The organism is Flavihumibacter sp. ZG627, assembly GCF_000814325.1.
GTDB lineage: Bacteria > Bacteroidota > Bacteroidia > Chitinophagales > Chitinophagaceae > Flavihumibacter.
Genome location: NZ_JPHF01000002.1, coordinates 324,168 through 350,389, shown reverse-complemented (window position 1 = coordinate 350,389; position 26,222 = coordinate 324,168). Strand labels below are relative to the sequence as shown.

30 protein-coding genes are annotated in these 26,222 nt (G+C 42.8%); 14 read left to right on the top strand and 16 right to left on the bottom strand.

Annotated features, from left to right (window positions below; all coding sequences use genetic code 11):
• Nucleotide 1: 1 nt before the first annotated feature.
• Entirely contained in the window at nucleotides 2–454 is a 453-nt protein-coding gene (locus tag HY58_RS05005; protein ID WP_039128829.1) for a DUF4268 domain-containing protein, read from the bottom strand.
• A 100-nt stretch (nucleotides 455–554) separates the two neighbouring features.
• Here HY58_RS05005 and HY58_RS05000 point away from each other — a divergent pair, with 100 nt between their 5' ends.
• From HY58_RS05000 to HY58_RS04960, 9 genes are all read left to right on the top strand, one after another.
• Nucleotides 555–833: a hypothetical protein gene (locus tag HY58_RS05000; RefSeq protein WP_039128826.1), complete on the top strand. Its 279-nt coding sequence runs from the start codon at nucleotides 555–557 to the stop codon at nucleotides 831–833.
• A gap of 45 nt (nucleotides 834–878) precedes the next feature.
• The gene (cysM, locus tag HY58_RS04995; RefSeq protein ID WP_039128823.1) at nucleotides 879–1,760 is read left to right on the top strand and encodes a cysteine synthase CysM; all 882 of its coding nucleotides are present in this window, start codon (nucleotides 879–881) and stop codon (nucleotides 1,758–1,760) included.
• Between the two features lie 28 nt (nucleotides 1,761–1,788).
• The gene (locus HY58_RS19315; RefSeq protein ID WP_156123575.1) at nucleotides 1,789–2,616 is read left to right on the top strand and encodes a DUF2452 domain-containing protein; all 828 of its coding nucleotides are present in this window, start codon (nucleotides 1,789–1,791) and stop codon (nucleotides 2,614–2,616) included.
• A complete protein-coding gene (locus tag HY58_RS04985; protein ID WP_052323854.1) occupies nucleotides 2,594–3,004 on the top strand; it encodes an SET domain-containing protein in 411 nt (136 codons plus the stop codon). Before HY58_RS19315 ends, HY58_RS04985 begins: the two co-directional genes overlap by 23 nt.
• 155 nt (nucleotides 3,005–3,159) lie before the next feature.
• Entirely contained in the window at nucleotides 3,160–4,131 is a 972-nt protein-coding gene (locus tag HY58_RS04980; protein WP_039128817.1) for a PhoH family protein, read from the top strand.
• Nucleotides 4,132–4,198: 67 nt separating this feature from the next.
• The gene (locus tag HY58_RS04975; protein WP_039128814.1) at nucleotides 4,199–4,606 is read left to right on the top strand and encodes a DUF4878 domain-containing protein; all 408 of its coding nucleotides are present in this window, start codon (nucleotides 4,199–4,201) and stop codon (nucleotides 4,604–4,606) included.
• A 2-nt stretch (nucleotides 4,607–4,608) separates the two neighbouring features.
• Nucleotides 4,609–4,971 carry a fluoride efflux transporter CrcB gene (gene crcB, locus HY58_RS04970; RefSeq protein ID WP_039128811.1) on the top strand — a complete coding sequence of 121 codons (363 nt, stop codon included), beginning with the start codon at nucleotides 4,609–4,611 and terminating at the stop codon, nucleotides 4,969–4,971.
• Nucleotides 4,972–4,979: 8 nt separating this feature from the next.
• Nucleotides 4,980–5,522, top strand: coding sequence for an inorganic diphosphatase (locus HY58_RS04965; RefSeq protein ID WP_039128808.1), 543 nt, complete (start codon nucleotides 4,980–4,982; stop codon nucleotides 5,520–5,522).
• 21 nt (nucleotides 5,523–5,543) lie between these two features.
• On the top strand, nucleotides 5,544–5,975 hold the full coding sequence (locus HY58_RS04960) for a TSUP family transporter (RefSeq protein WP_052323853.1): 432 nt from the start codon (nucleotides 5,544–5,546) through the stop codon (nucleotides 5,973–5,975).
• Here the strand turns inward: HY58_RS04960 and HY58_RS04955 are convergent.
• Nucleotides 5,956–6,720 (bottom strand): C40 family peptidase, encoded by a 765-nt coding sequence (locus tag HY58_RS04955; RefSeq protein ID WP_039128806.1) that lies wholly within the window; start codon nucleotides 6,718–6,720, stop codon nucleotides 5,956–5,958. The two genes, HY58_RS04960 and HY58_RS04955, sit on opposite strands and share 20 nt — an antisense overlap.
• 65 nt (nucleotides 6,721–6,785) lie before the next feature.
• Between HY58_RS04955 and HY58_RS04950 the strand changes: the two genes are divergently transcribed.
• Both HY58_RS04950 and HY58_RS04945 read left to right on the top strand, forming a co-directional pair.
• Nucleotides 6,786–7,361 carry an RNA polymerase sigma factor gene (locus HY58_RS04950; RefSeq protein WP_052323852.1) on the top strand — a complete coding sequence of 192 codons (576 nt, stop codon included), beginning with the start codon at nucleotides 6,786–6,788 and terminating at the stop codon, nucleotides 7,359–7,361.
• A complete protein-coding gene (locus HY58_RS04945) occupies nucleotides 7,358–7,720 on the top strand; it encodes a hypothetical protein (protein WP_156123574.1) in 363 nt (120 codons plus the stop codon). The genes HY58_RS04950 and HY58_RS04945 overlap by 4 nt, the downstream gene beginning before the upstream one ends.
• Here HY58_RS04945 and HY58_RS04940 read toward each other — a convergent pair.
• Nucleotides 7,714–8,190, bottom strand: a complete 477-nt coding sequence (locus HY58_RS04940; RefSeq protein WP_039128801.1) for a nucleoside deaminase — start codon at nucleotides 8,188–8,190, stop codon at nucleotides 7,714–7,716. The genes HY58_RS04945 and HY58_RS04940 overlap by 7 nt on opposite strands.
• Nucleotides 8,191–8,223: 33 nt before the next feature.
• Nucleotides 8,224–9,288, bottom strand: a complete 1,065-nt coding sequence (locus tag HY58_RS04935; protein ID WP_039128798.1) for a hypothetical protein — start codon at nucleotides 9,286–9,288, stop codon at nucleotides 8,224–8,226.
• Nucleotides 9,289–9,428: 140 nt separating this feature from the next.
• Between HY58_RS04935 and HY58_RS04930 the strand changes: the two genes are divergently transcribed.
• The gene (locus tag HY58_RS04930) at nucleotides 9,429–10,868 is read left to right on the top strand and encodes an SDR family oxidoreductase (protein ID WP_039129695.1); all 1,440 of its coding nucleotides are present in this window, start codon (nucleotides 9,429–9,431) and stop codon (nucleotides 10,866–10,868) included.
• Between the two features lie 29 nt (nucleotides 10,869–10,897).
• On the opposite strand, the gene HY58_RS04925 is transcribed toward HY58_RS04930, so the two are convergent.
• The 6 genes from HY58_RS04925 to clpB all read right to left on the bottom strand — a co-directional run bounded on the left by HY58_RS04925 (nucleotide 10,898) and on the right by clpB (nucleotide 16,206).
• Complete coding sequence (locus tag HY58_RS04925; RefSeq protein ID WP_039128795.1) at nucleotides 10,898–11,254, bottom strand: hypothetical protein; 357 nt, start codon at nucleotides 11,252–11,254, stop codon at nucleotides 10,898–10,900.
• An 82-nt stretch (nucleotides 11,255–11,336) separates the two neighbouring features.
• Nucleotides 11,337–11,693, bottom strand: coding sequence for a 6-carboxytetrahydropterin synthase QueD (gene queD, locus HY58_RS04920; RefSeq protein WP_039128791.1), 357 nt, complete (start codon nucleotides 11,691–11,693; stop codon nucleotides 11,337–11,339).
• Between the two features lie 43 nt (nucleotides 11,694–11,736).
• A complete protein-coding gene (locus tag HY58_RS04915) occupies nucleotides 11,737–12,285 on the bottom strand; it encodes a thioredoxin domain-containing protein (protein WP_039128788.1) in 549 nt (182 codons plus the stop codon).
• 63 nt (nucleotides 12,286–12,348) lie between these two features.
• Nucleotides 12,349–12,849 (bottom strand): YdeI/OmpD-associated family protein, encoded by a 501-nt coding sequence (locus HY58_RS04910; RefSeq protein WP_039128785.1) that lies wholly within the window; start codon nucleotides 12,847–12,849, stop codon nucleotides 12,349–12,351.
• A 1-nt stretch (nucleotide 12,850) separates the two neighbouring features.
• On the bottom strand, nucleotides 12,851–13,600 hold the full coding sequence (locus HY58_RS18720; RefSeq protein WP_052323851.1) for an SOS response-associated peptidase: 750 nt from the start codon (nucleotides 13,598–13,600) through the stop codon (nucleotides 12,851–12,853).
• A gap of 8 nt (nucleotides 13,601–13,608) precedes the next feature.
• The gene (gene clpB / locus HY58_RS04900; protein WP_039128782.1) at nucleotides 13,609–16,206 is read right to left on the bottom strand and encodes an ATP-dependent chaperone ClpB; all 2,598 of its coding nucleotides are present in this window, start codon (nucleotides 16,204–16,206) and stop codon (nucleotides 13,609–13,611) included.
• A gap of 212 nt (nucleotides 16,207–16,418) precedes the next feature.
• Here clpB and HY58_RS04895 point away from each other — a divergent pair, with 212 nt between their 5' ends.
• Nucleotides 16,419–17,474 carry a serine hydrolase gene (locus tag HY58_RS04895; RefSeq protein WP_039128780.1) on the top strand — a complete coding sequence of 352 codons (1,056 nt, stop codon included), beginning with the start codon at nucleotides 16,419–16,421 and terminating at the stop codon, nucleotides 17,472–17,474.
• A 5-nt stretch (nucleotides 17,475–17,479) separates the two neighbouring features.
• Here the strand turns inward: HY58_RS04895 and HY58_RS04890 are convergent, their stop codons facing one another.
• Together HY58_RS04890 and HY58_RS04885 are read right to left on the bottom strand one after the other, a co-directional pair.
• Entirely contained in the window at nucleotides 17,480–19,396 is a 1,917-nt protein-coding gene (locus HY58_RS04890; protein WP_082022048.1) for a DUF3857 domain-containing protein, read from the bottom strand.
• Nucleotides 19,393–21,411, bottom strand: a complete 2,019-nt coding sequence (locus tag HY58_RS04885; RefSeq protein WP_052323850.1) for a DUF3857 domain-containing protein — start codon at nucleotides 21,409–21,411, stop codon at nucleotides 19,393–19,395. Before HY58_RS04885 ends, HY58_RS04890 begins: the two co-directional genes overlap by 4 nt.
• A 58-nt stretch (nucleotides 21,412–21,469) precedes the next feature.
• Between HY58_RS04885 and queG the strand changes: the two genes are divergently transcribed.
• Nucleotides 21,470–22,414: a tRNA epoxyqueuosine(34) reductase QueG gene (gene queG, locus HY58_RS04880; RefSeq protein WP_039128777.1), complete on the top strand. Its 945-nt coding sequence runs from the start codon at nucleotides 21,470–21,472 to the stop codon at nucleotides 22,412–22,414.
• A 1-nt stretch (nucleotide 22,415) separates the two neighbouring features.
• Here the strand turns inward: queG and HY58_RS04875 are convergent, their stop codons facing one another.
• The 4 genes from HY58_RS04875 to HY58_RS04860 are packed head-to-tail and all read right to left on the bottom strand — an operon-like array spanning nucleotide 22,416 to nucleotide 26,215.
• A complete protein-coding gene (locus tag HY58_RS04875) occupies nucleotides 22,416–22,934 on the bottom strand; it encodes a hypothetical protein (RefSeq protein ID WP_039128775.1) in 519 nt (172 codons plus the stop codon).
• On the bottom strand, nucleotides 22,934–24,175 hold the full coding sequence (locus tag HY58_RS04870) for an LVIVD repeat-containing protein (protein WP_082022047.1): 1,242 nt from the start codon (nucleotides 24,173–24,175) through the stop codon (nucleotides 22,934–22,936). The genes HY58_RS04875 and HY58_RS04870 overlap by 1 nt, the downstream gene beginning before the upstream one ends.
• A 5-nt stretch (nucleotides 24,176–24,180) precedes the next feature.
• Nucleotides 24,181–25,656, bottom strand: coding sequence for an outer membrane beta-barrel protein (locus HY58_RS04865; RefSeq protein WP_039128772.1), 1,476 nt, complete (start codon nucleotides 25,654–25,656; stop codon nucleotides 24,181–24,183).
• The gene (locus tag HY58_RS04860) at nucleotides 25,643–26,215 is read right to left on the bottom strand and encodes an RNA polymerase sigma factor (RefSeq protein WP_039128770.1); all 573 of its coding nucleotides are present in this window, start codon (nucleotides 26,213–26,215) and stop codon (nucleotides 25,643–25,645) included. The genes HY58_RS04865 and HY58_RS04860 overlap by 14 nt, the downstream gene beginning before the upstream one ends.
• Between the last annotated feature and the right edge of the window lie 7 nt (nucleotides 26,216–26,222).

The window sequence follows — 26,222 nt, the reverse complement described above, 5'->3', positions numbered from 1 at the left end:
ATTACAGGACTACTTCTTTTGCTTCATACCAGAAAACATCTAGGGCAATAAGTCTGGGCTTAATAAATGATATGATGGTGGGCCAATCGGCCTGGTTGAACAGTGAAACGCCGTTCAACCGGGAGTAGATCCGGCTCACCATTTTTTCGTTTTCATCGGCCTGGTTACGCAGCCAGATCCATTCCGGTCCCTCAACAAGAGGAAGGAACTCGGCCATCGCCTGGCATTTATCAAAGAAGATATGGCGTTCTGTTGTATCGGGTTGGGCGATGAGCATGCCAGTTTCGCAGTAAGACCTGCCAGCCTCGATGCGGAAAAATACATTTTTGACACCTGTTCTATAATTCATCCAGTTAACCTGCCCGCCATTCATTGATGGGATGGGCTGCATATATTGGCCAAGTACCGTAAAAAACTTTGTTTTTATAAGGGAAGCTTCTTCTCGGGTGAACATACCTGCAAAATGTTCAAAACTTTTCAGTTTTTTAGAAGTTTTTAGGGAACTGTAGCACGGGAATTGCTGCTTATTACTTGTTTATAGAAATCAATAGCAGATGCAATTCGTTAAAAATATACAGTTCACGCGTCTTATAAAGGCAGATGGACGCCTGAGGGAATTTAATTTCCGCAAGATGATCACTTCACAGGAGACCTTGTTTTCCGTTGATGTAGTTGACGACAGAGGGAACAGGATCATGTTCAGAATGAACAAGCAGGATGGAAACTGGAAGATCATACCTACCCCGGTTCCTGCATGGGTGCAGGACCAGGAGCAGAATATGAGCGAAATGATCAATGAAGAGCTTACAGCACAAACATTTACTGTTTATTAATAGTATGTTTAATAACTTTCCGGTCAATAATCAATTGGTTTTTTTATGGCCGGAATTCTCGATCTAGTTGGCAATACTCCTCTTGTTGAACTCAAACACATAACTGTTAATCCAGCTGTGACCATCTATGCCAAACTCGAAGGCAACAATCCAGGTGGCAGCGTTAAGGACAGGGCAGCCTTTGGAATGATCAAAGGTGCCTATGACCGTGGTGAACTCAAATCCGGCATCAAACTCATCGAAGCAACCAGTGGTAATACAGGCATAGCGCTAGCTATGATCGCCAGCCTTTATGGTGTTGAAATAGAACTCGTGATGCCCGAAGATGCCACCCGCGAGAGGGTGTTGGGCATGGAAGCATTTGGCGCAAAAGTGATACTCACTCCAAAAGAAAAATCAATGGAGGGTGCTATTGATTATGCCAATGAGCAGATAGCAAAGGGTGGTTATCTTATGCTTAACCAGTTTGCCAATCCCGATAATCCACAGGTACATTATAATACCACAGGACCTGAAATATGGAATGATACCGATGGCAAGGTGACGCATTTTGTTTCTGCCATGGGAACTACAGGAACCATTATGGGTGTTTCCAAATACCTGAAAGAAAAGAACCCGGCAATTACTATTGTAGGTTGCCAACCTACAGATGGTTCTAAAATTCCAGGGATCCGCAAATGGCCCGAGGCATATCTCCCTAAAATATTTGATCGCAAAAGAATTGACCGTGTAATTGAGATCGACGAAAAATATGCGCGCAGTATGGCAAAAAGGCTTGCGCGCGAAGAAGCAATATTCAGTGGCATGAGCAGCGGCGGTGCGGTTCATGCAGCAATAGAACTTTCGAGGGAACTAAAAGAAGGGATAATTGTTTGTATCATTTGCGATCGTGGCGACAGGTATTTGTCGTCAGATCTATTTGATTAATGATTCATCGATTTCTCAATTTCCCATCATGGTTCAAGCATATAATTTTCTTGCGTCCTGGCAATTATTTCCGGAGAAATGTGACTACCAGCAGGGCATGCCGCCACGTTCGGGCAACTATCGTATTGAATCTACCAAACAACAACAGGAACTCTCGATACAGATTAACTGGGTCACGCTAGACAATGAAGCTTTTTTCTCCCAATACGAACTAAGACCGGATGGCATGCTGCAACCCTTTTCCGACAAAACACTGGCTGATAGTATTCGCGCAGAGATCCTGAATGCTTCAACTATTGATGTGCAATTTCTTCGTGAGGATAATATTGTTCTTCGCGTGAAGAAGGAAATTATGCCCAATGGTTATCTGAAGATATCACAGGAGTCATCAGATAAGGAAGGCAATCCATTCCGCAACATAGATATCTACCATAAGCAAATGAGTGTATTACCCTATGCATCTTCTGTTGGCAGTGTGATGATAAAACCCACCGAGGAAGGTGTGATAAGACATAAGGCATTGCAGGCGATGGAGGAACAAACAAATATGCACCTGAACCAGATCCGCGAACAGATTGAATTGTTGGCAAGGCAGGCGCAGGAGATCCGCAAAAGAAAGGAATTATCGATGATCGTATATGGCGCGAAATTGAATTTTCAACCTGTCATCGGACATATATATTACCTCTACGAAAAGAAAGATGATACATTTATTCTTTCCATGGTGAGTCCCGCTGAATGGGGCGCCTCTGCACCTTTTAAGCAATTCATTGCCGGCGTACGTTTACTGGCCGATCACACCTGGGTGGAAGTTACAGAACAAAAGAATGGAGATGCCGGAAGAACTACTGTATAAGTTGCGTGTTGGCAGGAGCAATATTGATGGCAGGGGCTGTTTTACAGAACAGTCTATTGCCGCGCGTGTAAAGATCGGCAATCTGGGAGGAGAGATTATCACAGTGAGAGAAGCGCGTAAAAGAGTGATGGGAAAAAAGATAGTTGCCATGGTTGAATTCGGGGATGGACTTGCACTTGATGCAAGTAGAAAATCCAATGCCTTACGATATGTTAATCACTCCTGTATTCCCAATACCTATATGAGATGTTGTTATGGCCGGGTAGAATTTTACACACTTCGGAAACTCAAAAAAGGAGAAGAGCTTACCTGCAATTATGGCGATACTCATCATGATGGAAAGCTTGTTTGCAAATGCGGGTCCCCGGGTTGCAGGGGATCTATATGAGCGTTCAGAATATTAACAATATCCACAATCTGTGTATAAGTAACTTTGCATCTATATAGTCACAGAATTATATTTACTAAGCTTCTTTGTAAAGCATGCGATGAGAGAATCGCGACTGCCGATGGTATTAATTGTGAATTTAAAATTGTAGCGCATTGACAGAAAAAATCATCAACCTCGAAACCGTTAACCCAATTGAATTTTTCGGAGTTAACAACGGCAAATTAGACATTCTCAAGAAAAAGTTTCCTCTTTTAAAAATTCTCTCCCGCGGCACACAGATCAAACTCAGCGGTGCTCCCGAACAGGTAGATACGGCGAAGGAAAAGATCGACCTGATCGTTCAGTACCTTGAACGCAATGGCCATATGAGTGAGAATTATTTTGAACAGATCCTTGGCGGCGATGATGCCGAAACGGTTGACCATTTTGTGGAGCGCAACCCCAATGACATTCTCGTGTTTGGTCCAAATGGGAAAACAGTTCGTGCACGTACTGCCAACCAGAAACGGATGGTTACGGGTGTTGACAAGAATGATATTCTTTTCGCAATCGGTCCGGCGGGAACAGGTAAAACCTATACCGCAGTTGCTCTTGCCGTCAGGGCCTTGAAAAACAAGATCGTGAAGAAGATCATCCTTACACGTCCGGCAGTGGAAGCTGGAGAAAGCCTGGGTTTCCTTCCCGGCGATCTCAAGGAAAAGATTGACCCTTACTTACGCCCGTTATATGATGCCCTGGATGACATGATCCCGGCCGACAAGCTCGGCTATTACATGAGTAACCGTACCATTGAAATCGCGCCGCTTGCATATATGCGCGGCCGAACACTAGACAATGCGTTCATCATTCTTGATGAAGCGCAAAATGCTACCGACCTCCAGCTCAAGATGTTCCTGACGAGGATTGGCGCCAATGCAAAGGCCATCATTACCGGTGACCTTACGCAGGTGGATCTTCCCAAGAACCAGCGAAGCGGATTGGAAAAAGCGGTACGGATCCTCAAAAATGTAGACGGCATTTCGCACATCGTTCTTGATGAAGAGGACGTTGTTCGTCACCGCCTGGTTAAAGCCATTATCAGGGCTTACGATCGAGAAAAAGAGAGAGAGGATCATTCCTCCTGAACAATGTGTAAAAACCAAATAAAGGCGTCGGTATCGTACTGACGCCTTTTTATTTAAGTTTGTGGGTATGAATCAGAACACCCTCCTATTGAACGCCTTACTCATCACCTGCCTATTCGGTTCCTGCACCAATGATGCTGCTTTTAAAAAGGCGGAAGATGCACAGGATGCAGGAAGAGAATTCATCCGTGCATCACTGGATGGCAATATGGCCAAAGCAGAATTCTATCTATTGAAAGACTCTACCAACCAGATGATCTTCGATAAATGGAAAAACGATTTCTACAATAAACTGGATACTGAAGAACGCATGCGCTTCAAGGATGCCAATATCCTTCCGGTAAATATTGAAACAGTGAATGACTCCACAGTGAATTACACCTATACAAATACATATAAGAATAAGGATACCACCACCGTTCGTATTGTAAAAATAAATGGAGAGTGGCTGGTAGACTTTAAAGATATCCACTGATCATGCTGAGAAATTATCTCTTCGTTGCCTTGGGCGGTATGGTGGGTTCGGTGCTACGGTACGCAGCCAGCCAGCTGATCAGGCCTTCCCATTTCCCCTGGGCCACGCTAACAGTGAATGTAGCAGGATCATTGATCATCGGGTTGGTTGTAGGCTATTTTAACCGCCCCGGCACCGATGATGCCATGCGGCTATTGCTGGCAACAGGGTTTTGCGGTGGGTTCACCACCTATTCGGCATTCAGCACAGAAAATGTACAATTGTTGCAGGGTGGCCACTACTCCACCGCCCTGTCGTATATTGCAGCCACTTTGCTGCTGGGTTTTGGTGCAACAGCAGCCGGGTTCATCTTAACCAAAAACTGAAATAATTTATGCTCACCGTTTCACATCCATGGCATGGCATCCCTACAGGAGAACATGCGCCACGCATAGTTACCGCCGTTATTGAAATTCCCCAGGGTTCAAGGGCAAAATATGAGATCGATAAAGACAGTGGCCTGCTTAAACTTGACAGGATCATTTATTCTTCTTTTTACTATCCCTGTAATTATGGCTTTATACCAAAAACATATGGTGACGATAAGGATCCGTTGGATATCCTGGTGATCACCTCGCAACCTGTTCAGGCCATGTGCCTTATGGAAGCAAAGGTGGTGGGTGTAATGCGGATGATTGATGGTGGTGATGCGGATGATAAGATCATTGCTGTTGCTGCCAATGATCCGAGCGTGAATTATTATAACAATATTGAAGAGTTACCAAAGCATTTCTTTGAAGAGCTCAGGCATTTTTTTGAAGAATATAAAAAGCTTGAGAATAAGACCGTGCAGGTAAATGAATTCCAGGATAAAGCCACTGCTCTTGATATTATCCAGGAAGCTATGAGGTTCTATAAAGAAACATTCCAGAAATAAGCTATCCATCTCCGTTAGCACATGAATATACCAGAACTGATCACCATTATAGTCATTGGGCTGGCCGCCGGTGTGTTGAGCGGATTGGTTGGCGTGGGAGGTGGCATAATACTAGTTCCCCTGCTGATCTATTTTTTTAATTATACCCAGCACCAGGCCCAGGGAACTTCTCTGGGCGTACTTACCTTGCCTGTGGTTGTGCTCGGCTTCCTTCAATATTATAAATACTGTAAAGACACGGCCAACCCAATTGATTTCAGGATCATTGGACTATTAGCGATCGGTTTTATTTTCGGGGGTCATTTTGGGGGTAAGATCGCCGCCAGAATAGATACAGTACTAATGAAAAAGATCTTCGCGGGTATACTGTTTTATACTGCTTTCAAATTGCTTGGCTGGGACAGCCTCCTGTTCAACTGGATAAGAAAACTCTTTAATCCAGGTAGCGCTTGATGATGCGCAACTTGTGGGTTCTTTTACCGGTGTCGCGATTTATTATTCCTGCATGATCGATACTATCTATGCGGACCTTACCGGAGGCATGAATGATCTCATGATCGTTGAGTAAGATTCCCACATGGGTGATGCGACCATCATCTTCTTCAAAGAAAGCGAGGTCACCACATTTTGCTTCCTGCAAAAACCCAACTGCCATTCCATCGGTAGCCTGCAGATAGGCATCGCGAAGGAGATGAATTCCTGCATGACGATATACCATCTGAGCAAAACCACTACAATCTATCCCTGCAGTTGTACGTCCACCCCATAAATAGGATGTGTTGAGGTATTCCAATGCATGCTGATGTAAAATAGTCCTGATGTGTGCTGCGGATGGTGTGATTGATAATCCCTCAAAGGAAATCGAATAAGCACCTGCAATAATGGGTGCCTCATATACAGGTGTTCCGAGGAAAACAGGCATCGGCTGCCCGTTTACGTTAGCAATGCCCGCCATACCGCTGAAATATCCCCTGATGGAAACAGCCTCATCAGTTAATGGTGCCAGTTGTATCTTCTGGCACCAGCCTTCATACCCATCATGGAGGGAGCGAATAAAAAGCCACTCATTATTTATCTCATCTAATATATGAACCTGTTCTCCCAACAGGAGCTGGCTGGTCATTTCATTTCGATGGTCGGCCGCAGCCCTTACCGGGCAAACGGCAACAACGGGAATATAAATACGTTCACTTATCATATGATGGCACAAATTATGGAAATAGCCTATACCGGCATCTTACAAAAAAACAATAAATTGTTGTTGTGAACGCAGACAGGTACAATCATATAAGTGAAAAAGAATTGCTTGACCGCTTTTATGCTGATCATAACAAAGAGTGGCTTGGCATTTTGCTACAGCGATACACTTTATTATTGTTGGGTGTTTGCATGAAATACCTCAAGAATGAAGAAGCAGCAAGGGATGCAGTTCAACAGATCTTTCTGAAAGCCATTACAGAACTTGAAAAATACCGGGTGGAATATTTCAAATCATGGCTTTATATGATCGCGAAGAATCACTGTCTGATGCAGTTCCGCAACAAACACAGGAAAGCCCTCGAACTGAATGACCATACCTTTTTACCCGAAGATGAAACGGCTATTAATGCTATCCGTGAAAAAGACCAGTTGCTGGATTGGATGCATGAGGGTTTACAAACACTCAGTGCCGACCAACAGCAATGTATAACATTATTTTACCTGAATAAGAAAAGCTATCAGCAGGTATCTGAAGAAACGGGATTCAGCCTTTTGCAGGTGAAGAGTTTCATCCAGAATGGCAAACGAAACCTGAAACTCATGATACTCAAGAGGCTTCAGCAAAAGGAGCACCAATGAACAAGCAATTGTTGAACATATTGGCAAACAGCAATAAGGATATTGACAACCAGCTTCTGATGGATTATATCAGCGGAAGGTTATCTCATACAGACCAGCATGCTGTGGAAGAGTGGCTTGGCCAGAATGAATTTGCTGCGGATGCACTGGAAGGCTTACAGGAATTTGGAAATAAAGAACAACTTCAGGAGCTGGTTACCCAACTAAACCAGGATCTGAAAAAATTTCTCCAACAAAAGAAACAAAAAAGGGAGGAAAGGAAATGGAAAGGTAATCTATGGGTGCTACTGGCAGTTATACTGCTGCTAGCGCTGGTGGTTATTGCCTTTGTAGTATTGCGTATGTTGCATACTCAGTAAAGTACCTTATCCGTTTTAGCTTTCCATTTTTCAAAGACCTGCTTTGCAGCTTCGAGTGAGAGATAAATGAATGGAATCTTTCGGTCGCCATAATCTACATCCATCTCTTCATAAATAAATGAATCATCAAATCCTGCATCAGCTGCGTCTCTCTTCGTTGCTGCAAAATAAACCTTGCCTGGCCTTGCCCAGTAAATAGCGCCCATACACATGGGGCAGGGTTCACAGGAAGCATACAGTTCACATCCGGTTAATTGGAAATCATTCAGCAGGCGACATGCTTCCCTGATCGCTACTACTTCAGCATGTGCGGTAGGGTCATTAGTTGATAACACTTTGTTATGGGTAGCTACCAGAACTTTTCCATCCTTAACGATTACACACCCAAAGGGTCCGCCATGGCCATCTTCCATACCTTTATCAGATTGCTGGATGGCAAGCTGCAGATAGTTTTCCTGTTCACTGGTCATAAGTATTCTGATGATCTGTGATAGTCAGTTTTATTACTGGTACTGAATATAGATCGGCATCGGTCTGAGTTTAAGCAACTCCTCGGGTGTCATGATCCTGGAAGGTGTTTCCCTCAAATCATTCTTATAAAAAATCTTGAAGCCTGTGAATTCAACGGGCTCTCTTTGTACAAATAAACGATAGGTATTGATCTTTCGTGCAGGCGCTCCCCAACCGTCCATATGCATCACTACCTGCACCTCGGGGCGTGTTTTAATTTGCTTGTAGTTGGTAACCATTTTCTGGGTAAAGCGGTGAACCACGAGAACTTTTGCGGGCAGGTTATTTTTCTTTACCAGGTCGGCGAGATATTCAGTTGCATAATTGATATCGGAAGCATCGAATGTGCCGACAGCTTTTCCGGGAGCCTGTCCCCCTTTCATTGAAAATTCAGGATCAATACCGAGGTGAACATTAGGCATGCTCAGGTATTTTTCGAGCTCAGGAATTTCTGACTGAAGGTTACTAAGGCCAACCTGGATATCAAGAAACACAATGGCGTCGATCTTTTTAGCCATATTGAGAACTGAATCGATCTGGTGGAAGGGCATTCGAAGACGATATTTTCCTCCTTTACCCGGACTCCCCTGGGCGGTAACGGCAATATAGTGCAGTGCTGGTTGAACCGGCATTTCCGGATCAGCGGCCTCCCATTTTTTAGCCTCGTCTTTCAACCTGCTAAGCATCTGAGCTGGCGGCAACTCTCCCAGTATACCCATTCGGGTGCTGTATAGGTTTCCATAATAAGCAATAATTCGTTTAAAAGGAAGAATTGCACCATTAACCGGGTAGTCGGTTTTTACCGGCCACCGGCCTGTTGTATCGCCATTGGCGATATAAATGATTTTTTTATTAAATACTGCTGTATCAACATTTGAAAGGGGGGCTACTATAGGGGAGGCAGAAGAGGAAACAGACTTATCTGTTGTATCTGCACTAACCACTGTACTATCTGCACCTTTGGTTTGCTGTTCTTTGGAATAAACAGTTTCACAACCAATCACACTTAACACTACTGGAAGGGCAAAGAGCCCTCCTACTACTAACTTCAATTTCATAAACGGCTTTTTATCACAGGACCATCGGCAAGTTACCGATTAAGGCCCTTCTACGCAAAAAAACGATAATCAGAACAATTTATTATTGGCTGGTCTTAAGGTTGTATCAACATAATCCATGCCATCCCTGTTATGAGGAAATGCGCATCCTCATTACCGGAGCAAATGGTTATATAGGGCAGAGGCTTATCCCAACCCTGCTGGAAGCCGGGCACGAGTTGGTTTGCAGCGTACGCAACCGAAGGCGGTTTGAGGAAGAACATCAGCATCCACGGTTATCGGTGATTGAGGTCGACCTCCTGGAGGAGAAGTCACCCTCCTGCTTTCCCGAAAATATTGATATAGCCTATTATCTTGTTCATTCGATGAGTGCTGATAGTGATTTCAGCGGCATGGAAACAAGATCGGCAGAAAAATTCCTTCACTTACTTGAGCCTACGAATTGTCAGCAGGTGATCTACCTCAGTGGTATCGTTAATGAAAAACAATTGTCGCGACATCTTTCTTCAAGGCTGGCGGTTGAAAGAATTCTTCGTGGAGGAAGAATTCCGGTTACAACATTAAGGGCGGGTATTATCGTTGGATCAGGGAGCGCTTCATTTGAAATAATCCGCGACCTTGTTGAAAAGTTGCCAGTGATGGTGACACCAAAATGGCTTAACACATCGTGCCAGCCTATCGCCATCCGGAATGTAATACAGTTTCTTGCAGGTGTTATGAATCGTCCTGAATTTTATAACCGCGATTTTGATATCGGGGGACCAGAAATTCTTAGTTACCGGGAGATGCTTTTAAAATTTGCCGAAGTGCGATCCCTTAAAAGATGGATATATACATTGCCGGTAATGACACCCCGACTATCATCATACTGGTTATATTTTATTACTTCTACTTCATATCCCCTGGCGGTGAATCTGGTAGATAGTATGAAGATCCCTATCATTTGCAGGCCAAATAATCTTTCAAAGGTATTGGGAATAACACTGTTGCCATACCAGGAATCAGTTTCGTTGGCTTTTCAGAAAATTGAACAAAATCTCGTATTAAGCAGCTGGAAAGATGCATTTGTTGCCTCCTCCACTCCCACCGACTGGATGAACAGGGTTGAGGTTCCTATCTTCGGATGTTTTATTGATAAAAAGGTAAAAGAGATCAATGGGGAAATAGAACCGGTGATGAATAATATCTGGCAGATTGGCGGGCAACAGGGATGGTATTATGGAAACTGGCTATGGCGAACAAGAGGGGTCATGGATAAAATGGCGGGAGGGGTAGGATTAAGGCGGGGCAGAACAAATAAGCTCCAGATCCATAGTGGTGATGCGCTGGATTTCTGGCGGGTATTGATTGCGGATAAAAAGGAAATGAGATTACTTCTTTATGCCGAAATGAAATTACCCGGCGAGGCCTGGCTTGAATTCAGGGTCATTAATAATGACAATAAAAACTATTTGCAGCAGACAGCAACATTCAGGCCAAGAGGATTGGGGGGAAGATTATACTGGTACATGATGCTTCCTTTCCATTATTTCATCTTCCAGGGAATGGCAAACAGAATAGCAAAAAAATCTGCCTGGTAAAGCCAGGCAGATTTTTATTAATTACCCGCTTAAGCGGTTTTGTTTTCGTCGCCATCAAATTTATCTTTGATGCTTGCCCACCAGCCACCTGCTTTTCCTTTCAGTTCTTCCCACTTTTCTTTGGCTTCGTCATCCCAGGTTTCAACTTCCGCCTTCATATCGTCATAACGGCCGGATGCTTTTTGTTTCAGGTCATTGATTTTTTCATCACTGAATCCTGTTTTTGCCTGTAACTGTTTCCAGAGGGCTTCCGCTTTGTCTTCCACCTTATCCCAGGTCTCCTCTGCTTTACCTTCAAATTTCTCCCAGGAACTTTCAACTTTATCAGCTGCTTTTTCAGCGCCTTCGGAGGCAGCATTCTTCAGGTCTTCTGCATTTGTGCTCATGGTGTAATTATTAATGGTTAACAATATTTATAAGGATCAGAAAGTTAAGCTTTTTAACCCTAATATATATGTTTCCAAATCGTTATTTCCCGTCATAGATAACCCCAGATGTAGGGGTTTCATGTAGCTCCACTCTAACTAGTAAGGGTAACTGTGGTTTCACTTTATCCCAGATATAAACGGCTATACGCTCGCAAGTTGGGTTCTCTAAATCCGGCAGATTATTCAGACACTTATGATCCAAACTTTCTACCACAGGTTTAACCACTTTTTTAAGGTCGGCAAAATCCATCACCCATCCGAGTTGGGGGTGCAAGGGGCCCTCCACCCATACCCTTAACCGGTAGGTATGGCCATGCATTTCTTTACATTTATGACCTTCAGGAACATTTGGCAAAAAATGAGCAGAATCAAATGTAAACTCCTTAAACAAAAGCATATTCTAAAAAATAAGGCTGCAAAGGTACCTGTTTTCAGGATTCTTATGCTCTTTTCTTCCTGGCAGGTAACCTTTCAAGGAGAGTTTTTGACAAAGCAGGCTGTGTAAACTTGCCTTCATAAAGCTGGTCATTTATAAAAAGGGCAGGAACATCACGTACTCCTTTTCCCACTCCTTCCAGGAGATCTGCCCTTACTGTCCAACCATAAACCGAGTCGACCAATTTTGGAATAAAATTCTTGTCTTTTACGCCGGCTTCAAGGGCGTATTCTTTTAAGCTAATGGATCCCAATCTTTTACGATGTGCGAAAAGAAGATGATGCATTTCCCAGAATTTCCCTTCCTGTACAGCAGCCACTGCTGCCTCGGCTGCCTTATGGGCAAATTGGTGGATTCGGGTTAGTGGAAAATGACGGAACTGGAATCTAATACGCCCATCATATTGTTTGAGCAAAAGATCGATCACATCCTGTGCTTTGGCACAGGCTTCACTTTCATAATCGCCATACATTACAAGGCTTAATTCTGCTTTTTCTTCCCCGATCCATACTGTCCGGGGCTCAATGATCTCTAATTTATTCTGATTTATCATGGTTTGTTCTGTTTGGCAGGGCTTTGGTTTGTAAATATATCAACAAAAGCCGGCTACAATTGTTCAGGCCTTCCTGGCCCTTAACATTTCAGGATATCCCCAGCCCTTTGAAAGGGCTATAACCGCTTCGGCAATGCGGCTGGCTTTTGTTTCTTCGGTCTTTGCCGAATCGATCCATTTGCTGAAATACACTTTGTGCGATGACGTAAGTGTATTAAAATAGGCAAACGCATCGGGCTCATCTTTCAGGCATAGCAGTAGATCAGGATTTAACTCATATGGAATTGTATCTTCTTCCAGGGCAAGTTTGAGCGTATCACCTGCACGTTTTAACAGCTTCCTGCGCAGTTCCGTTTTAAGCGCCAGGATGAAATCACCCTCCCCCATGGGCATCAGTGCCATTCCCGATATTTCCAGATCATCCAATTTGCCCCTAATCCTAAACGACTTCCTGCAATCCGGTTTGAGTTTTATTGCAATTGCTGCGGGAACTTTAACATATGTCCAGCCGGTTTTTTCTCCCATCTGTCCAAATTTCTCTATATGTGCTGTGAACCTGACCATATTAAAAATTCAGTTCAGGTAAGCCCTCATAAGACCAACTTTCAAGGGGATCAAGTGCGGTGCGAAAATCTTTACGGATGGGGCTTGCTTTCATCAGGGCAGCCTCCGCCTGGTAATTGGATAATTCATGAATGCGTTTTTCTGACAGGCCAGGTTTTATCCATTCAAGCGCCAGATCAGGAGGTAGCACCAACGGCATGCGCTTTTTCTTATTATGCACCTGTTCCATTAATGAATTGGCAGCAGTGGTGAGTAATGCGAATCCGGTCAGGTATTCACCAGTAGCCTGATCGGTCCAGTTTTGCCATACGCCTGCAATAAAGAAAATCTCCTGTGCCGGCAGATGAACAAAATAGGGTATAGCAAGGTCTTTCTTACTTCCCTCCGGCTTCCAGTGGCGCCATTCATAAAATCCACTGGAGGGCACCAGGCATCTTTGGTGCAGGGCAGCTTCCCGATAAAGTTTTGATTCCAACACCTTTTCACCAACAGCATTCAGGGTGGTATATTTTTGCCGGCCTGCCTCAACATCCTTCATTGTCTTCATCCATGGTGCTATAAATTCCCAATGTGCCATAACTGCCTCGGGCAGATCATTTCCGGAATGTATTCTAATAATAGGCCATTGTGCATATTCAAATCCACTCTGTACAGGAAATGCCATAGGACAGCCTTCCGGCAGTGCTATGGCATAATCTCCCAATTGTATAGATTGGCTGACCGGAATGATCAGCCGGTTATAATAACACATCTTTAAAATTAATCATTCCTGAAAACAACAACACCATCAAATACATCCACTAAAACCGGGCGATCCTTTTCTATATCACCCATGAGTATGCGCTTGCTGAGTTGGTTGACGATCTCCTTCTGAATGAGTCTCTTTAGCGGCCTTGCACCAAATACAGGATCAAATCCATGCTCGGCAAGGAAATCAATCGCATAGTCGCTGAACTTAAGCTGAATATTATTCTTTGCCACCAGTTCATGCAATTGAGCTAACTGAATGCGGATGATGTTCCGGATATCATTCTTCATCAGGGGTTGGAACATGATGATCTCGTCGACCCTGTTCAGGAACTCAGGGCGGATGGTCTGCCTTAATAAGTCCATCACTTCACGCTTTGTACGATCTACTACTTCTTCTTTATTGTCTTCTGTAACATCTTCGAAATTTCCCTGTATAATATGACTTCCGATATTGCTTGTCATAATTATTATGGTATTCTTGAAATCCACAACCCTGCCTTTATTATCGGTGAGTCGGCCATCATCCAGTACCTGCAGCATCACGTTCCAAACATCAGGGTGTGCCTTCTCGATTTCATCAAGTAAAACAACACTATAAGGTTTACGTCTTACAGATTCGGTAAGCTGGCCTCCTTCATCATAACCAACATAACCCGGAGGGGCGCCTACAAGTCGGGAAACAGAATGCTTTTCCTGGTATTCACTCATGTCTATCCTGGTCATCATGTGTTCGTCATCAAAGAGATAGGCAGCAAGAGCCTTTGCTAATTCTGTTTTACCCACACCGGTTGTACCAAGGAAAATGAATGATCCGATAGGTCGGCGCGGGTCACTTAGTCCAGCCCTGCTTCTTCTAATGGCATCGGCAACGGCAGTGATCGCCTCTTCCTGTCCTACCACACGATCGTGCAGGTGATCCTCCAGCTGGAGTAACTTTTCTTTTTCACTCTGCAACATTTTTGCAACCGGTATACCAGTAGCTTTTGCCACTGATTCTGCAATATCTTCTGCATCCACTTCCTCTTTCATAAGCCTGCTGCTATGCTGGCTGTATTCTTTCAACTCTGCACTTAGGTCGTTGATTATCTTTTCCTGCTCCTGGATTTTTCCATAACGGATCTCGGCAACTTTTCCATAGTCGCCGTTACGCTCTGCTTTCTCTGCTTCAAGCTTCAAATCCTCTATCGATGCTTTTGCCGTCTGAACCTTCTCCACCATATCTTTTTCCTGCTGCCATTTGGCTTTCAGGGTATCACGCTCAACGCTGAGGTTGCCTATTTCTATTCCAAGTTCCTTAAGTTTTTCATCATCATTCTCCCGCTTGATGGCTTCACGCTCAATTTCGAGCTGCCTTATCTGGCGCTCGAGTTTATCGAGTTCTTCCGGCATGGAATTCATCTCGAGCCTGAGTTTTGCAGCGCTTTCATCAATGAGGTCAATAGCCTTATCAGGGAGGAACCTGTCAGTAATATACCGGTGCGATAACTCAACAGCCGCAATAATTGCTTCGTCCTTAATACGTACATGATGGTGCGTTTCATAACGATCTTTGATTCCGCGCAAAATTGAAATAGCATCTTCTACAGATGGTTCATCAATCATTACTTTCTGGAAACGCCGTTCAAGTGCTTTGTCTTTCTCAAAATATTTCTGGTATTCATTAAGAGTAGTTGCTCCTATTGCTCTCAGCTCACCTCTTGCCAAAGCAGGCTTAAGAATATTGGCAGCATCCATTGCGCCTTCTCCACCACCTGCGCCTATCAGGGTATGTATCTCATCAATAAACAGAATGATCTCACCATCACTTTTGGCCACTTCGTTCACAACACCTTTAAGGCGTTCTTCAAATTCACCTTTATATTTGGCACCTGCAATCAACTGGCCCATGTCAAGCGCAAAAATGATCTTGCTTTTCAGGTTCTCCGGCACATCACCATTCATTATGCGCATTGCGAGGCCTTCAGCAATGGCAGTTTTACCAACACCTGGCTCACCCACAAGGATGGGATTGTTCTTGCTACGACGCGTTAAAATATGAAGTGTACGCCTGATCTCTTCATCGCGTCCAATAACGGGGTCAAGCTTTCCATTTCTTGCAAGTTCATTGAGGTTTTTGGCATATTTGTTAAGCGTATTGAACTGGGTTTCCTGGGTTTGGGAAGTGATGGTATCACCTTTTCGCAATTCCTTTATAGAGGCAATAAGTCCTTTTTCAGTAAGTCCCGCATCCTTGAGCAGTTTTGCGGTAGAATCATTGCCCTGGTGAATGGCGAGCAAAAGGTGTTCAGGCGTTACAAACTCATCGCCAAATGATTTGAGGACAGAACCAGCCCTAAGTACCACATTATTGGTATCACGGCTGATTGCCTGAGCAGGCTCGCCTTGTGCCTTTGGAAGCTTATCAATCAATTGGTCAAGCTGTGCCTCAAGTTGGGTAATGTTAACGGCATTCTTTTTAAGAAGATATTCGATGGGTGAATCGGACTGGTCGAGCAATGCCTTTAATAAATGTTCTGTTTCAATATTGGTATGCTGACCGTTAAATGCCAACTGCTGTGCATTCTGGATAAGCTCACCCGCCTTGACGGTAAAATTATTCAGGTTCATATTTATGTTTTCTTCTAGGTTGTATTATCAATCATCAAACCTCTGTCCAAGCTTTTATTCCGGCAACTATGGCAGAAAAAAACAATACGACCTGACGCCAGAGCAGTATTGTCTCTGGTTTCCTGTAATTTTTTCAGTATAAAACATATAAGTATGGTTTTTAACGTTATTAGCAGCATTCAACGCTTAATTTTATCTCCTAATCATTGTATATGAGTAACCTTTTGAAGACTTTATTCTTTTCTCTGGCACTGGCCCCGTCCGCTAATATTTTGGCACAGGCCAAGCCAAAACTTCGGGCCGGACTTATTGATATCCCTGCAATTACTTCCGTACTTGAGAAGAATAGTAAGGATCTCGGGACAGATTTTGCCATGATCATTTATAAGGATGGAAAGGATATATATAAACGTGAGTTTGGTGAGATGAAAACCACCCAGCAGGAAAATATTGGTGCGGCAAGCCAATGGCTTACAGCTGCATTGGTCATGACATTCGTGGAAGAAGGCAAGATATCACTCGACGATCGCCTGGGTGATTATATACCCGCATTGGAGAGTTATAGCAAAGGCTATATTACTCTTCGTCACTGTTTAACACATACAACGGGGATAGAAACGGATCTTCCCAGTTTCAGGGCCGCCATCAAAAAGAAAAAATATAATACGCTTGAAGAGGAGGTGAATGCCATCGCAAAAGACAGGAATCTTAAATCGAAACAGGGAACAGAATTCTATTATGGAAACATCGGTCATAATATAGCTGGACGGGTATTAGAGATCATCAGTAAGAAGAATTTTGACAGGCTGGTGCGCGACCGTATCGGAAAACACCTTGGTTTTAAGAGAACAAATTTCATGAGCGATGATGCCTATGCAGAGAATCCGTCAGGGGGTGGAAAATCCTCAGCTGAAGATTATATAAAATTCCTGGCGATGTTACTCAATAAGGGGCAATTCAATGGCAAACAGGTTCTGACAGAGCGCTCTGTTAATGAGATCCTGAAACTGCAGGCTGCCGATGCAAAAATAGTTTATACATCACCCTTATCACAGGGCAATTCCTACGGCCTTGGTTGCTGGATCGAGGAGAAGGATGCCGAAGGGAATGGCATTCTTGTGAACTGCCCGGGTATCAGCGGAACCTGGCCATGGATCCATCGCGGAAAAGGCTATGCTGCGGTTGTTTTTACGAAATCTGACAGCCCCGATCAGAAAAGAACCATTTTTGAAGAGATCAGACAAGTGGTTGAACAATCGATTCAATAATCTGATCATTCCGTTTTCTTAAATACAATCCTGCTATTATCAGACTTATAAATATTATCATAGAAAGCCACCAGATCATTATAAGCGTTCGCTTTAAAATTGCCTTTATTCAGTTCTAACCTACGATGATAGATAATTTTGTCGTCAGTATATTCTATTGTAGAATTATATGAACCGAAAGGAGTTTTGAGATCAACGTTTTTGGGTTTGCTTTCTACCAGATAACCCGGCGGTATAGTTATGTGAACCGTATCGTTTTCAATCCTTTCTTCAGAAAGTTCAATGTTATAGAGACGCGCAGTATCAGTATTTATTTTTGTGCTCCATCTATTACCGATATTAGGCAGAATAAATAATCTCTTACCACTAAACTGGGCATAGTTATGCGCAATGATATTCAGGTCTTCCATAATGACAGGCAGCTTTCCCTCAAACTCTTTGTAGTCAAATGAAATGAGGTCATAATCCGGCAGGTCAATATTTTTCTTCAGGTATTTTTGAAGTTCCTCTTTTGAATAATGATGGATGCGGGCATGAACATCATCACTACAGAGTGCCTGGTAATGATTAATCAGAGATGCCCTGAGGCTACCATCGGTTTCTAATGTTGCGGTTACTTTTGACCAGAATTGGTTATCGTCTTTTTTATATGCAGGAGTGCGAACCAGCTTACCACCAGCCTCTGTTACAAGTAATGCATTTCTATTTCCTGTAAAGCTTCCCATATATCCTGCTGCCTTAGTTTGGCTGGTACATTCCAGCCACATAGTATCATTTTTCAGTGGAACTGCGCATACAATATGATTAAAATTATCTGAAGGAAAATCTGCAGGAAATTCCCTCATATCATCCCCTGCACCAATAAGCACATAATGTGCCTTTATACCTGCTTCCTTTAGCAGGGCAACCATATAATTTGAAAGGGCTTTACAGTCGCCGTATCCATTCTCAACAACATAACTGGCAGGGAAAGTACGGAGCCCTCCAATCCCCAGCTGAACACCAACATAGCGTGTGGTTTGCTGTAGATAATGATAAATTGTTTTTACTTTTTCTTCGTCGTTTTTCAACCCTTCTATCAGTTGTTTTACTTTTTGGCGGGTAGCTTCGGGTAGCTGATCTCTTCCAGCATTAAGTTTAGCATAAAAATTACCATAGTCTTCCCAACTGCTGAGGGAGCCATTAAAGTCATCGATCCGAAAAGTGGAAGGAGATATTGTAATATGGGGTGCCAATTCTTCTATGGACGGTGCTGCATATTCTCCAACAATTGCAGGATGGTTTGAGATCGACCATTTCAGGATCTTCCTTGAACCGTTGTTTGAAATAACAGCTGGGCTTGATATATTATACTCCCTTGTTCTTAACTGGTAGTCCTTATCCATGATGGCAGTATAACTACTTTGCATCACTGAAACTCCCCGGGTTCTCAGCGGAGTCCAATCAGGGATAGAAAGACTTTGCGATTGGCTATATTCAAGCTCATACGCTACTGTATACGGGTAAGTTCTATGATAAAAATTATGGTATTTATAGCGATTATCATCAATCATCTGACCGGAGATGGTATAGTTTTCATCTTTGATCTCCGATTTTTTTAAGCTGCGAATTTTATTGCCTGCAGCATCAAAGAGTGTTCCATCGATTTTTTCAATAGATACCATTTTAGAATAACCGGCTACCAGATATGCGTGCTGATCGCCTGACGCATTGAGGATGGTAACGATACGGCGGTCTTTAACCGTAATCTTTCCCAGGGAGTGAATTTCAATAACCTGTTCCTGAAGACGGATAACCGCATTCGAATTTTTTACCAGTTGTGCCGGGATATTCATGAATGGATATTCGCTCGCCGATATATTGAAACTGGCCGCCGTAAGAAATGAAGCAAGGAAAAAAAGCTTCTTCAAATGACTACTCATGGTTTCGCGGTTTTTTTGAGTACGATCTGTTCTGCCTGCTTATTAACGATAAAGCCATAAAAATTTCTAAGGATCTCATAATCTTCCTGAACAAAGGTGGTTTTATTCAACAATAACCTGCATCGGAGTTGAATCCGGGTTTTATCATATGAAACCAGGTATTCAAAATAACCGTCGCTATCATTGAGGGATACTTTTGCTGATTTAGGAATTTCATCAACAACATAGCCTTGAGGGATCTCCAGATTAAGGAGGTAAGTTTCATCAATACGGTATGGCATCTCCACGGGATATAAGCGGGTTGCAGATTTAAAAGGGTTCTCTTTGTATCCGTCACCAATAATAGGATTGAGATAGATTATTTCAGGATCGTCAGCTTTAAGAGAAATATTATAATGCAATGCAATAGGCTTCTCAAGCTGTGTAAGCGAATCAAAACGAGCGTCTTTTATAATAAAATCCGGTCCAAGGCTTGTCTTAAGTTTTTCTATAATACCTGCTTCTCCTGATTGTTTAATGGCGTGCCTGTACCTTAATGAATTATAGTAGCCCATCTGTGTTTTTACATATCCATTGAACTGTCCGTTTTCAGGAATAATAAAGGCCATGGTCACCTTCTTTTCAAGGAGGGAGTCAGATGAAAGAAATATTGCCGGTGGATCTTTGGTCAACACACGGGCATGACCGTTATAGCATGATTCATCGAGCATATTAAACCCAAGTTCCGGAATGCTGGCATCGAGCAGGTAATCATTTTCACCAACCAGCGCAGCTGTAACCACATAATTGAACCTGTCCATCAGTGGATAAATCTCATTTGTAAAACCGTGACGACGCGTGCTAAGCAATACAGGATACGTCTCAATGCCGGCCTGCTCCAGCATTGCAGTGAGCAAAAGATTTAAATCGGTTGCTGTTCCGCTTTTTTGTTTGAAGATACTCTTAAGGGTTGTGCTGGTATAAATGCTTCCCCGGCTTACACAAGTATAATTATCTCTAACATATTCAAATATTTTCTTTGTTTTCTCGTGCGGATCAGTGGTTTTACCAATTACATTCTCCAATTCATCTTTGAGCCAACCGTTGAATTTTGACAACTGAAGACCAAAATTTTCATGTTTCATCATATCCTCTGAAACTTTTGGCCAGCTGTTCATTACATAATCAATCGGACTTTGGGGATAAACAATTGCAGAAAGCTGGAATTCAATTTTGCTGCGGTGATTATTAATTGTTGTAGTGAATGCTTCTTCCTTTAAGGATGGTACATTTTTTATGACCCAGGTTTTCATAACAACCATACCATCAATGGAAAATGGCCTGCTATTGGCATCGAGACCGGTTTTCGGCCTGATAAGAAAAGTGCGGGATGTTTCCTTTGATTTATTGATATGAAAAGGAAGATAACCCTGTGTTAATGTAACATAGTGGTAGTATTCAGGTATCTCTACATTATACTCACTCCAGAGGCAGGGATAGTCGCCCTGGAACTGCCAGGGACGGAAATCAAAAAGAAAATCAGATAGGATGGTATAACTGATCTCGAAAATGGAGCCTTCCTTCAAAGCAGGTAGGGCAAATTTTTTCATGTGATAATTCCGGTTTTCTTTTTCCGTAAAAACCTGTGAATTATCAAGCTTTGTTTCCACTATTTTAGCACCTTCCAGGTTATAGGTAAATGCTTTAAGGGCACGCAACTCTTCCTTCATTTCTGAATTACGGGATATATAAACAGGGATATTGAAATCACCTGCATCAAGACCATTTTTATTGAGGATCTTCACGCGCAACTGGCGTTGGAATTCATATCCAAATCCGCCGGAGTTATTTGGTAAAATTCGGGAAGTACCGACATCTGAAATAATTATGGCATTTGCGCTCGTATCAAAGCTGGGAGCTTGTTGCTTAAAATCTTCGGGACTGATTTTACCGAATTTGATCGGGGATTTATCCTGGGCACAAACTACTGAAATAAAAAAACAAAAAATGAATGTGCCGATGCTACGGATATTCATAAGGATGGGTTTAGAACCCGAAAAATAATAGAAATTTGATTTTAACAAAACATTTTCTTTGAATTTCGAGATTAAAATTTCTGAAAAGATAAAAAGCTATGCTGCTGAACTTGGATTTCTGCATTGTGGAATTGCAAGAAGCAGACGATTGGATGACGATGCAAGGCGCCTTGAAAACTGGTTAAATAATAATTACCATGGCAGCATGTCATACATGGCAAATCATTTTGACCTTCGGGTTGACCCGAGCAAATTGGTGCCTGGTGCAAAGTCCGTTATTACCCTACTCATGAATTATTACCCTGAAGAAGTGCAGGAAAAAAATCTTCCCGGGATATCTAAATATGCATATGGCCATGATTACCATGAAGTAATCAGGGAAAAACTGCATCACTTACTGTTTCGTATACGCGAATTGGCAGGAGATGTGAATGGAAGGGGCTTTGTAGATTCAGCACCCGTGCTGGAAAGATCCTGGGCAAGGGAAAGTGGCCTTGGCTGGATTGGAAAAAATGGCAACCTGATCAACAAAGAAGCGGGCTCTTTCTTTTTTCTAGCAACCCTTATAACGGATCTTGAATTGGAATATGATGATCTTTATACCAAAGATTATTGCGGTACCTGTACCCGTTGTATAGAAGCTTGTCCTACCGATGCTATTTTACCTGATAAAACAATTAATGGCAGCCAGTGCATTTCCTATTTTACTATAGAACTGAAAGATTTACTGATCCCCTCTGAGATGCAGGGAAAATTCAACAACTGGATGTTTGGGTGTGATATCTGCCAGGATGTTTGTCCATGGAACAGGTTTTCCCAACCTACTAAGGAGCCGGCATTTAGTCCGATACCGGGAATATTGAATATGACATCTGGCGATTGGGAATTGCTGGGGGAAGAGCGTTTCAGGAGTTTGTTTCGCCATTCACCACTTAAGCGTTCTAAGTATAAGGGCATTCTGAGAAACCTGCGGTTTCTCAAACAAGATGATCCAATTGAATAGATCAGAACTGAAGGCCCATTCTTAATGATACCCTGCTTAGTTTATAATTGTATATATCAATATTCTCCGGGCATGGCGCTATGACGCAAGGTTGTACATCTTTACGAGGCTGGATAACCTGCTTGAAGCTATGACCTATATCAAACAGTACTGCAGATCCCGTTTTGCCAACACCGATCTTATATCCAACTCCTCCCCTTGCAAACCAACCGGGTCGGTATTCACTGAAATTTGCACCCCCGTCAGCACCAACAAATAATGCATTTTTCACCACTCTCCATTCACGTGCAAAGGATGCATACAACGGAAAGCTGCTAATACGATAATTATCCCATCCCAATCCTATACCTGCAAACCAATTATTACGGGTAATGCCATTAACGGTATGTAGTTCACCAGCTCTTTCTGATGAGCCAATAAGTAAGCCAACAGTGTTCAATGAACGGAACTTAAAGTTTTGCTGTGCATGAACGAACTGCCATCCAGAGAGCATTATCAATAACAAAATTATTCTTTTCATCAGTTGGTCTTCAGCGTACTTAAATGCGAAAGTTTTCCATCATCCCCAATTCTGTATTGTCTCAATCCATCGCCGGCCACAAGTATAAGAAGTGACTGTCGAATAATCACATCATAGGTATCGGCCACCTCTACGCGCTGTACGGCTTGAATGTTCAGGGGTTGTTTTTTATTGAAAACTTTCAGGCCGGCATCACCATCGCAGATATATAAAAAGTCGCCCTTAATTCCAAGTCCAAATGGATTAGCCATTGAATAGGTCTTTAGCAATACAGGGTTGCTGATATTGGTTATGTCAAGGACATCAAGTTGGTTTGAGGTTCCCATACATTCAGTACCTGTACGCAATGTTACATATGCATGATTTTCATCGGCAACCACCGGATCGCAGGCATTTGCATGAGAGAAACTGCCTACAAGTTGTGGACTTGCCGGATTGGAAATATCTGCTATGAACATACCAGAGGATGATCCTATAAACAATTTATCGCGGAAAGGAAATACAGTTTCAATATTCCAACCAAAAGGGTTAGTATGAACGAGTGTTGGGTCTTCTGGTTTTGCGATGGTAAAAGAAGAAAGCGTTGAAGTGCTAACAGTATACAGGTAATCATTCACGATCGAAAAGCGGGCCATTGATCCGCCTATGCCATCGCCCCCTGCTTTTGTATCACCGTTAGAAAAAGCAACTTCACAATTGACACAGAACCATCCTGGGGTATTTATAGGGCCATCTACTTCAACTATGGTATCTTTTGAATTCCAGCCAATAATTATCTGATCGGGGTTGGTGTTGTAACCATACTGGTAATTGCGTTCGGGAAAAATATTTTCAACAAGTTTTTTCTGAACGGGATTCATGGGGTCTGAGATATCAATTGCCAGCATGTCGGCATAGAGATCAGCATAAAGAATATTTCCTTTTACTGCTATATCAATATTGCCGGGAAGTTTTATAAAGGCTTTTACCAAAGGCCTTGACGGATCACTATTATTGATGATATGAATACCATTACCCGGATCGTTCATGAAAATATAGTTACCATACCACCATATTTTCCCTGTCTTATCAATTGGTTTTGGCTCTTCCGCACTAAGGCCAGCAAGAATAGCCGATTTAGAAGCATAGATCGGCGTCCTGATCGAATAGGTTCTGGTAATACGGTCCTTTACACAAGAGCTGAGTAAAAGGCATGCGAGGACCATTGAGAATGCCATCCTCATTTTAATTACCTGTTTCATATTTGTTAGTTTTTGGCTTTGAACTGTATCCTTGCCCCGATGCCAATCATCAGGAGGTGTTTCTTCGAATTGGTATGTTCAGGTGAATTCAACTGGTAGCTGGCAAAAGGACCTACAGCCACCTTAAGGATATCAGATCGTAGCAAACCATAATTTATGGAAGTGTGAATGCCTGTTTGCCATTTATTCAAGGCATTGTTATCACGGTAATATACTCCGGCCTGTTTATTATAGAGAAGTGCATCACTGCCAATAAGGTATCCGATAGTCAATCCGCTGTTCCACCACCATCTTTCAGCACGGTCAAAGTTCCAGGCGAATTCCAACGGCATCTGTAGAAGATGGTAGCGGTTATAAAATGCCTCTCCATTATTACCTGCTCCATTATAGGCTGCCCCCACATCGAGACGTTGCTGGTCCTGTCCATATAAAGTCAAAACAGAATCCACAGGTTTTCCGATTTCAATTTTATTAGACATGTAGTTGTACTGAAGTCCAACAGATACTGCAGTACGTTTGCTAAGTGGTCTGCTGAGGGAAGCACCTATCTTAAATGCCGGTGCTGCTGTAACAGCGGATGGCCTTCTTTGGATAGCTGCTAATCCGGCCGGAACAGAGGCAGGTGCCAGGTAATCATTTGCTACAGCATTATACTGCTGAAGGATGCCTTCCTGAAGCGAACTTGCACCTAATCCAAAGTCTATATTCCAGCTAAGCTTTTTACTTTCATCTTTCTTTTTAGGTAAAGAGTTTTGAACGACAAGGTTATTATCTCCAACATCACGGCGCGGTTCATGAATAATAAAATCTTTTGAATGGTTATGGAGTGAAAATCTTGTATACGCATTTGGATCATTCGGAATATCCACTTCCATTGAAAGTTTTTCTCCAACTTCAGCTGTAATAGTTTTCTTAGTAACTACCCTGCTATTCTTAATATCCTTTTCTATTAATACCAATTCCACCTGCTTTGTAGTTGAGAAGGCATTAGGATGTCTGTTAGATTTATTTTTATTTGCCCTGAGATTATCAATATCTCTTTGACTTATGGCCGCATCCGGATTGGACTTTCTCTCGTTGATTATTTTTGAATCCAGGTCTGCAATACTTTTATGTTGGCTGTTAGTATTATTATTCAGATCAGTTTTATCAAGCTCTCTATAATTTTTATCCTGTTTTATAAGATCAACTTCATTTATTTTTTTCTGTAGCAGAGTACTGTTATTTCTCTCAGTAGTTGATGGGTGGGAATCCTTATTTTCTGTTTTGTTTAAGGCGACGGGAGAAGTGCTGTTTTGATTATACCAGGTAATTCCGCCGGCTGTCAGTAACGATGCGAGCATGAAAAACCAAATTACACCTCTCCTTCGCTTTCTTTTATGGAGCTGTGCCTCTACCCCCTCCCATACTGCCGGGGAAGGCTCAAGCTGCAGTTCCTGCATTTTAGCTTGTAAAGTTCTATCGAATTCAGGACCGGGCATATCGGGTTTGTTTAGTTGATTCAGATTCTTTTTCCAACCATGTTATCAACAGGTTGCGGGCTCTGGCATATTGTGATCTTGATGTTCCTTCGTGGATCCCCAGCATACTGCTGATTTCCACATGAGTGTATCCTTCAATTGCATGCAGGTTAAAGATGGCCTGGTAACCGGGCGGAAGTTGTCGCACGATATCAGCCAGCTGCTTGGCATCAAGCATCATTTCCGGATCATCGGGTGATACAGGATGAAGGAAATGATTTTCGTCGGCACTGAATGAAAGATCAAACTGGTATCGACTGTTTTTCTTAAGATAATTGATAGCTGTTGTAACCATTATCCGGCGAATCCAGGCACCAAGGTCGCCTTCGCCCCTAAACTGTGAAAGGTAATGGAACACCTTCACGAACCCCTCCTGCAACACATCTTCTGCATCAGACATTGATTTGGTGTACCGGTAACAAACACCTAACATCCGGGATGCAAACAGTTCATAGAGCGCTTTCTGCGCCGATGGCTTCCCTTTCAGGCAATCCTGCACCAATTGGTGTTCTGTTGTCATTATTCTG

What these genes read in the sequence shown, in the direction of transcription:
- HY58_RS04895 (WP_039128780.1), top strand. Translation starts at nt 16,419, where the DNA reads ATGAGTAACCTTTTGAAGACTTTATTCTTTTCTCTGGCACTGGCCCCG.
- HY58_RS04910 (WP_039128785.1), bottom strand. Translation starts at nt 12,849, where the DNA reads ATGGTCAGGTTCACAGCACATATAGAGAAATTTGGACAGATGGGAGAA.
- crcB (WP_039128811.1), top strand. Translation starts at nt 4,609, where the DNA reads ATGCTGAGAAATTATCTCTTCGTTGCCTTGGGCGGTATGGTGGGTTCG.
- HY58_RS04975 (WP_039128814.1), top strand. Translation starts at nt 4,199, where the DNA reads ATGAATCAGAACACCCTCCTATTGAACGCCTTACTCATCACCTGCCTA.
- HY58_RS04875 (WP_039128775.1), bottom strand. Translation starts at nt 22,934, where the DNA reads ATGAAAAGAATAATTTTGTTATTGATAATGCTCTCTGGATGGCAGTTC.
- HY58_RS04890 (WP_082022048.1), bottom strand. Translation starts at nt 19,396, where the DNA reads ATGAGTAGTCATTTGAAGAAGCTTTTTTTCCTTGCTTCATTTCTTACG.
- HY58_RS04930 (WP_039129695.1), top strand. Translation starts at nt 9,429, where the DNA reads ATGCGCATCCTCATTACCGGAGCAAATGGTTATATAGGGCAGAGGCTT.
- HY58_RS04925 (WP_039128795.1), bottom strand. Translation starts at nt 11,254, where the DNA reads ATGAGCACAAATGCAGAAGACCTGAAGAATGCTGCCTCCGAAGGCGCT.
- HY58_RS04945 (WP_156123574.1), top strand. Translation starts at nt 7,358, where the DNA reads ATGAACAAGCAATTGTTGAACATATTGGCAAACAGCAATAAGGATATT.
- HY58_RS04940 (WP_039128801.1), bottom strand. Translation starts at nt 8,190, where the DNA reads ATGACCAGTGAACAGGAAAACTATCTGCAGCTTGCCATCCAGCAATCT.
- HY58_RS04915 (WP_039128788.1), bottom strand. Translation starts at nt 12,285, where the DNA reads ATGATAAATCAGAATAAATTAGAGATCATTGAGCCCCGGACAGTATGG.
- HY58_RS05000 (WP_039128826.1), top strand. Translation starts at nt 555, where the DNA reads ATGCAATTCGTTAAAAATATACAGTTCACGCGTCTTATAAAGGCAGAT.
- HY58_RS04870 (WP_082022047.1), bottom strand. Translation starts at nt 24,175, where the DNA reads ATGAAACAGGTAATTAAAATGAGGATGGCATTCTCAATGGTCCTCGCA.
- HY58_RS04960 (WP_052323853.1), top strand. Translation starts at nt 5,544, where the DNA reads ATGAATATACCAGAACTGATCACCATTATAGTCATTGGGCTGGCCGCC.
- HY58_RS04860 (WP_039128770.1), bottom strand. Translation starts at nt 26,215, where the DNA reads ATGACAACAGAACACCAATTGGTGCAGGATTGCCTGAAAGGGAAGCCA.
- HY58_RS04885 (WP_052323850.1), bottom strand. Translation starts at nt 21,411, where the DNA reads ATGAATATCCGTAGCATCGGCACATTCATTTTTTGTTTTTTTATTTCA.
- HY58_RS04985 (WP_052323854.1), top strand. Translation starts at nt 2,594, where the DNA reads ATGCCGGAAGAACTACTGTATAAGTTGCGTGTTGGCAGGAGCAATATT.
- queD (WP_039128791.1), bottom strand. Translation starts at nt 11,693, where the DNA reads ATGCTTTTGTTTAAGGAGTTTACATTTGATTCTGCTCATTTTTTGCCA.
- HY58_RS04935 (WP_039128798.1), bottom strand. Translation starts at nt 9,288, where the DNA reads ATGAAATTGAAGTTAGTAGTAGGAGGGCTCTTTGCCCTTCCAGTAGTG.
- cysM (WP_039128823.1), top strand. Translation starts at nt 879, where the DNA reads ATGGCCGGAATTCTCGATCTAGTTGGCAATACTCCTCTTGTTGAACTC.
- HY58_RS04965 (WP_039128808.1), top strand. Translation starts at nt 4,980, where the DNA reads ATGCTCACCGTTTCACATCCATGGCATGGCATCCCTACAGGAGAACAT.
- HY58_RS04865 (WP_039128772.1), bottom strand. Translation starts at nt 25,656, where the DNA reads ATGCCCGGTCCTGAATTCGATAGAACTTTACAAGCTAAAATGCAGGAA.
- clpB (WP_039128782.1), bottom strand. Translation starts at nt 16,206, where the DNA reads ATGAACCTGAATAATTTTACCGTCAAGGCGGGTGAGCTTATCCAGAAT.
- HY58_RS04955 (WP_039128806.1), bottom strand. Translation starts at nt 6,720, where the DNA reads ATGATAAGTGAACGTATTTATATTCCCGTTGTTGCCGTTTGCCCGGTA.
- HY58_RS05005 (WP_039128829.1), bottom strand. Translation starts at nt 454, where the DNA reads ATGTTCACCCGAGAAGAAGCTTCCCTTATAAAAACAAAGTTTTTTACG.
- HY58_RS19315 (WP_156123575.1), top strand. Translation starts at nt 1,789, where the DNA reads ATGGTTCAAGCATATAATTTTCTTGCGTCCTGGCAATTATTTCCGGAG.
- HY58_RS18720 (WP_052323851.1), bottom strand. Translation starts at nt 13,600, where the DNA reads ATGTGTTATTATAACCGGCTGATCATTCCGGTCAGCCAATCTATACAA.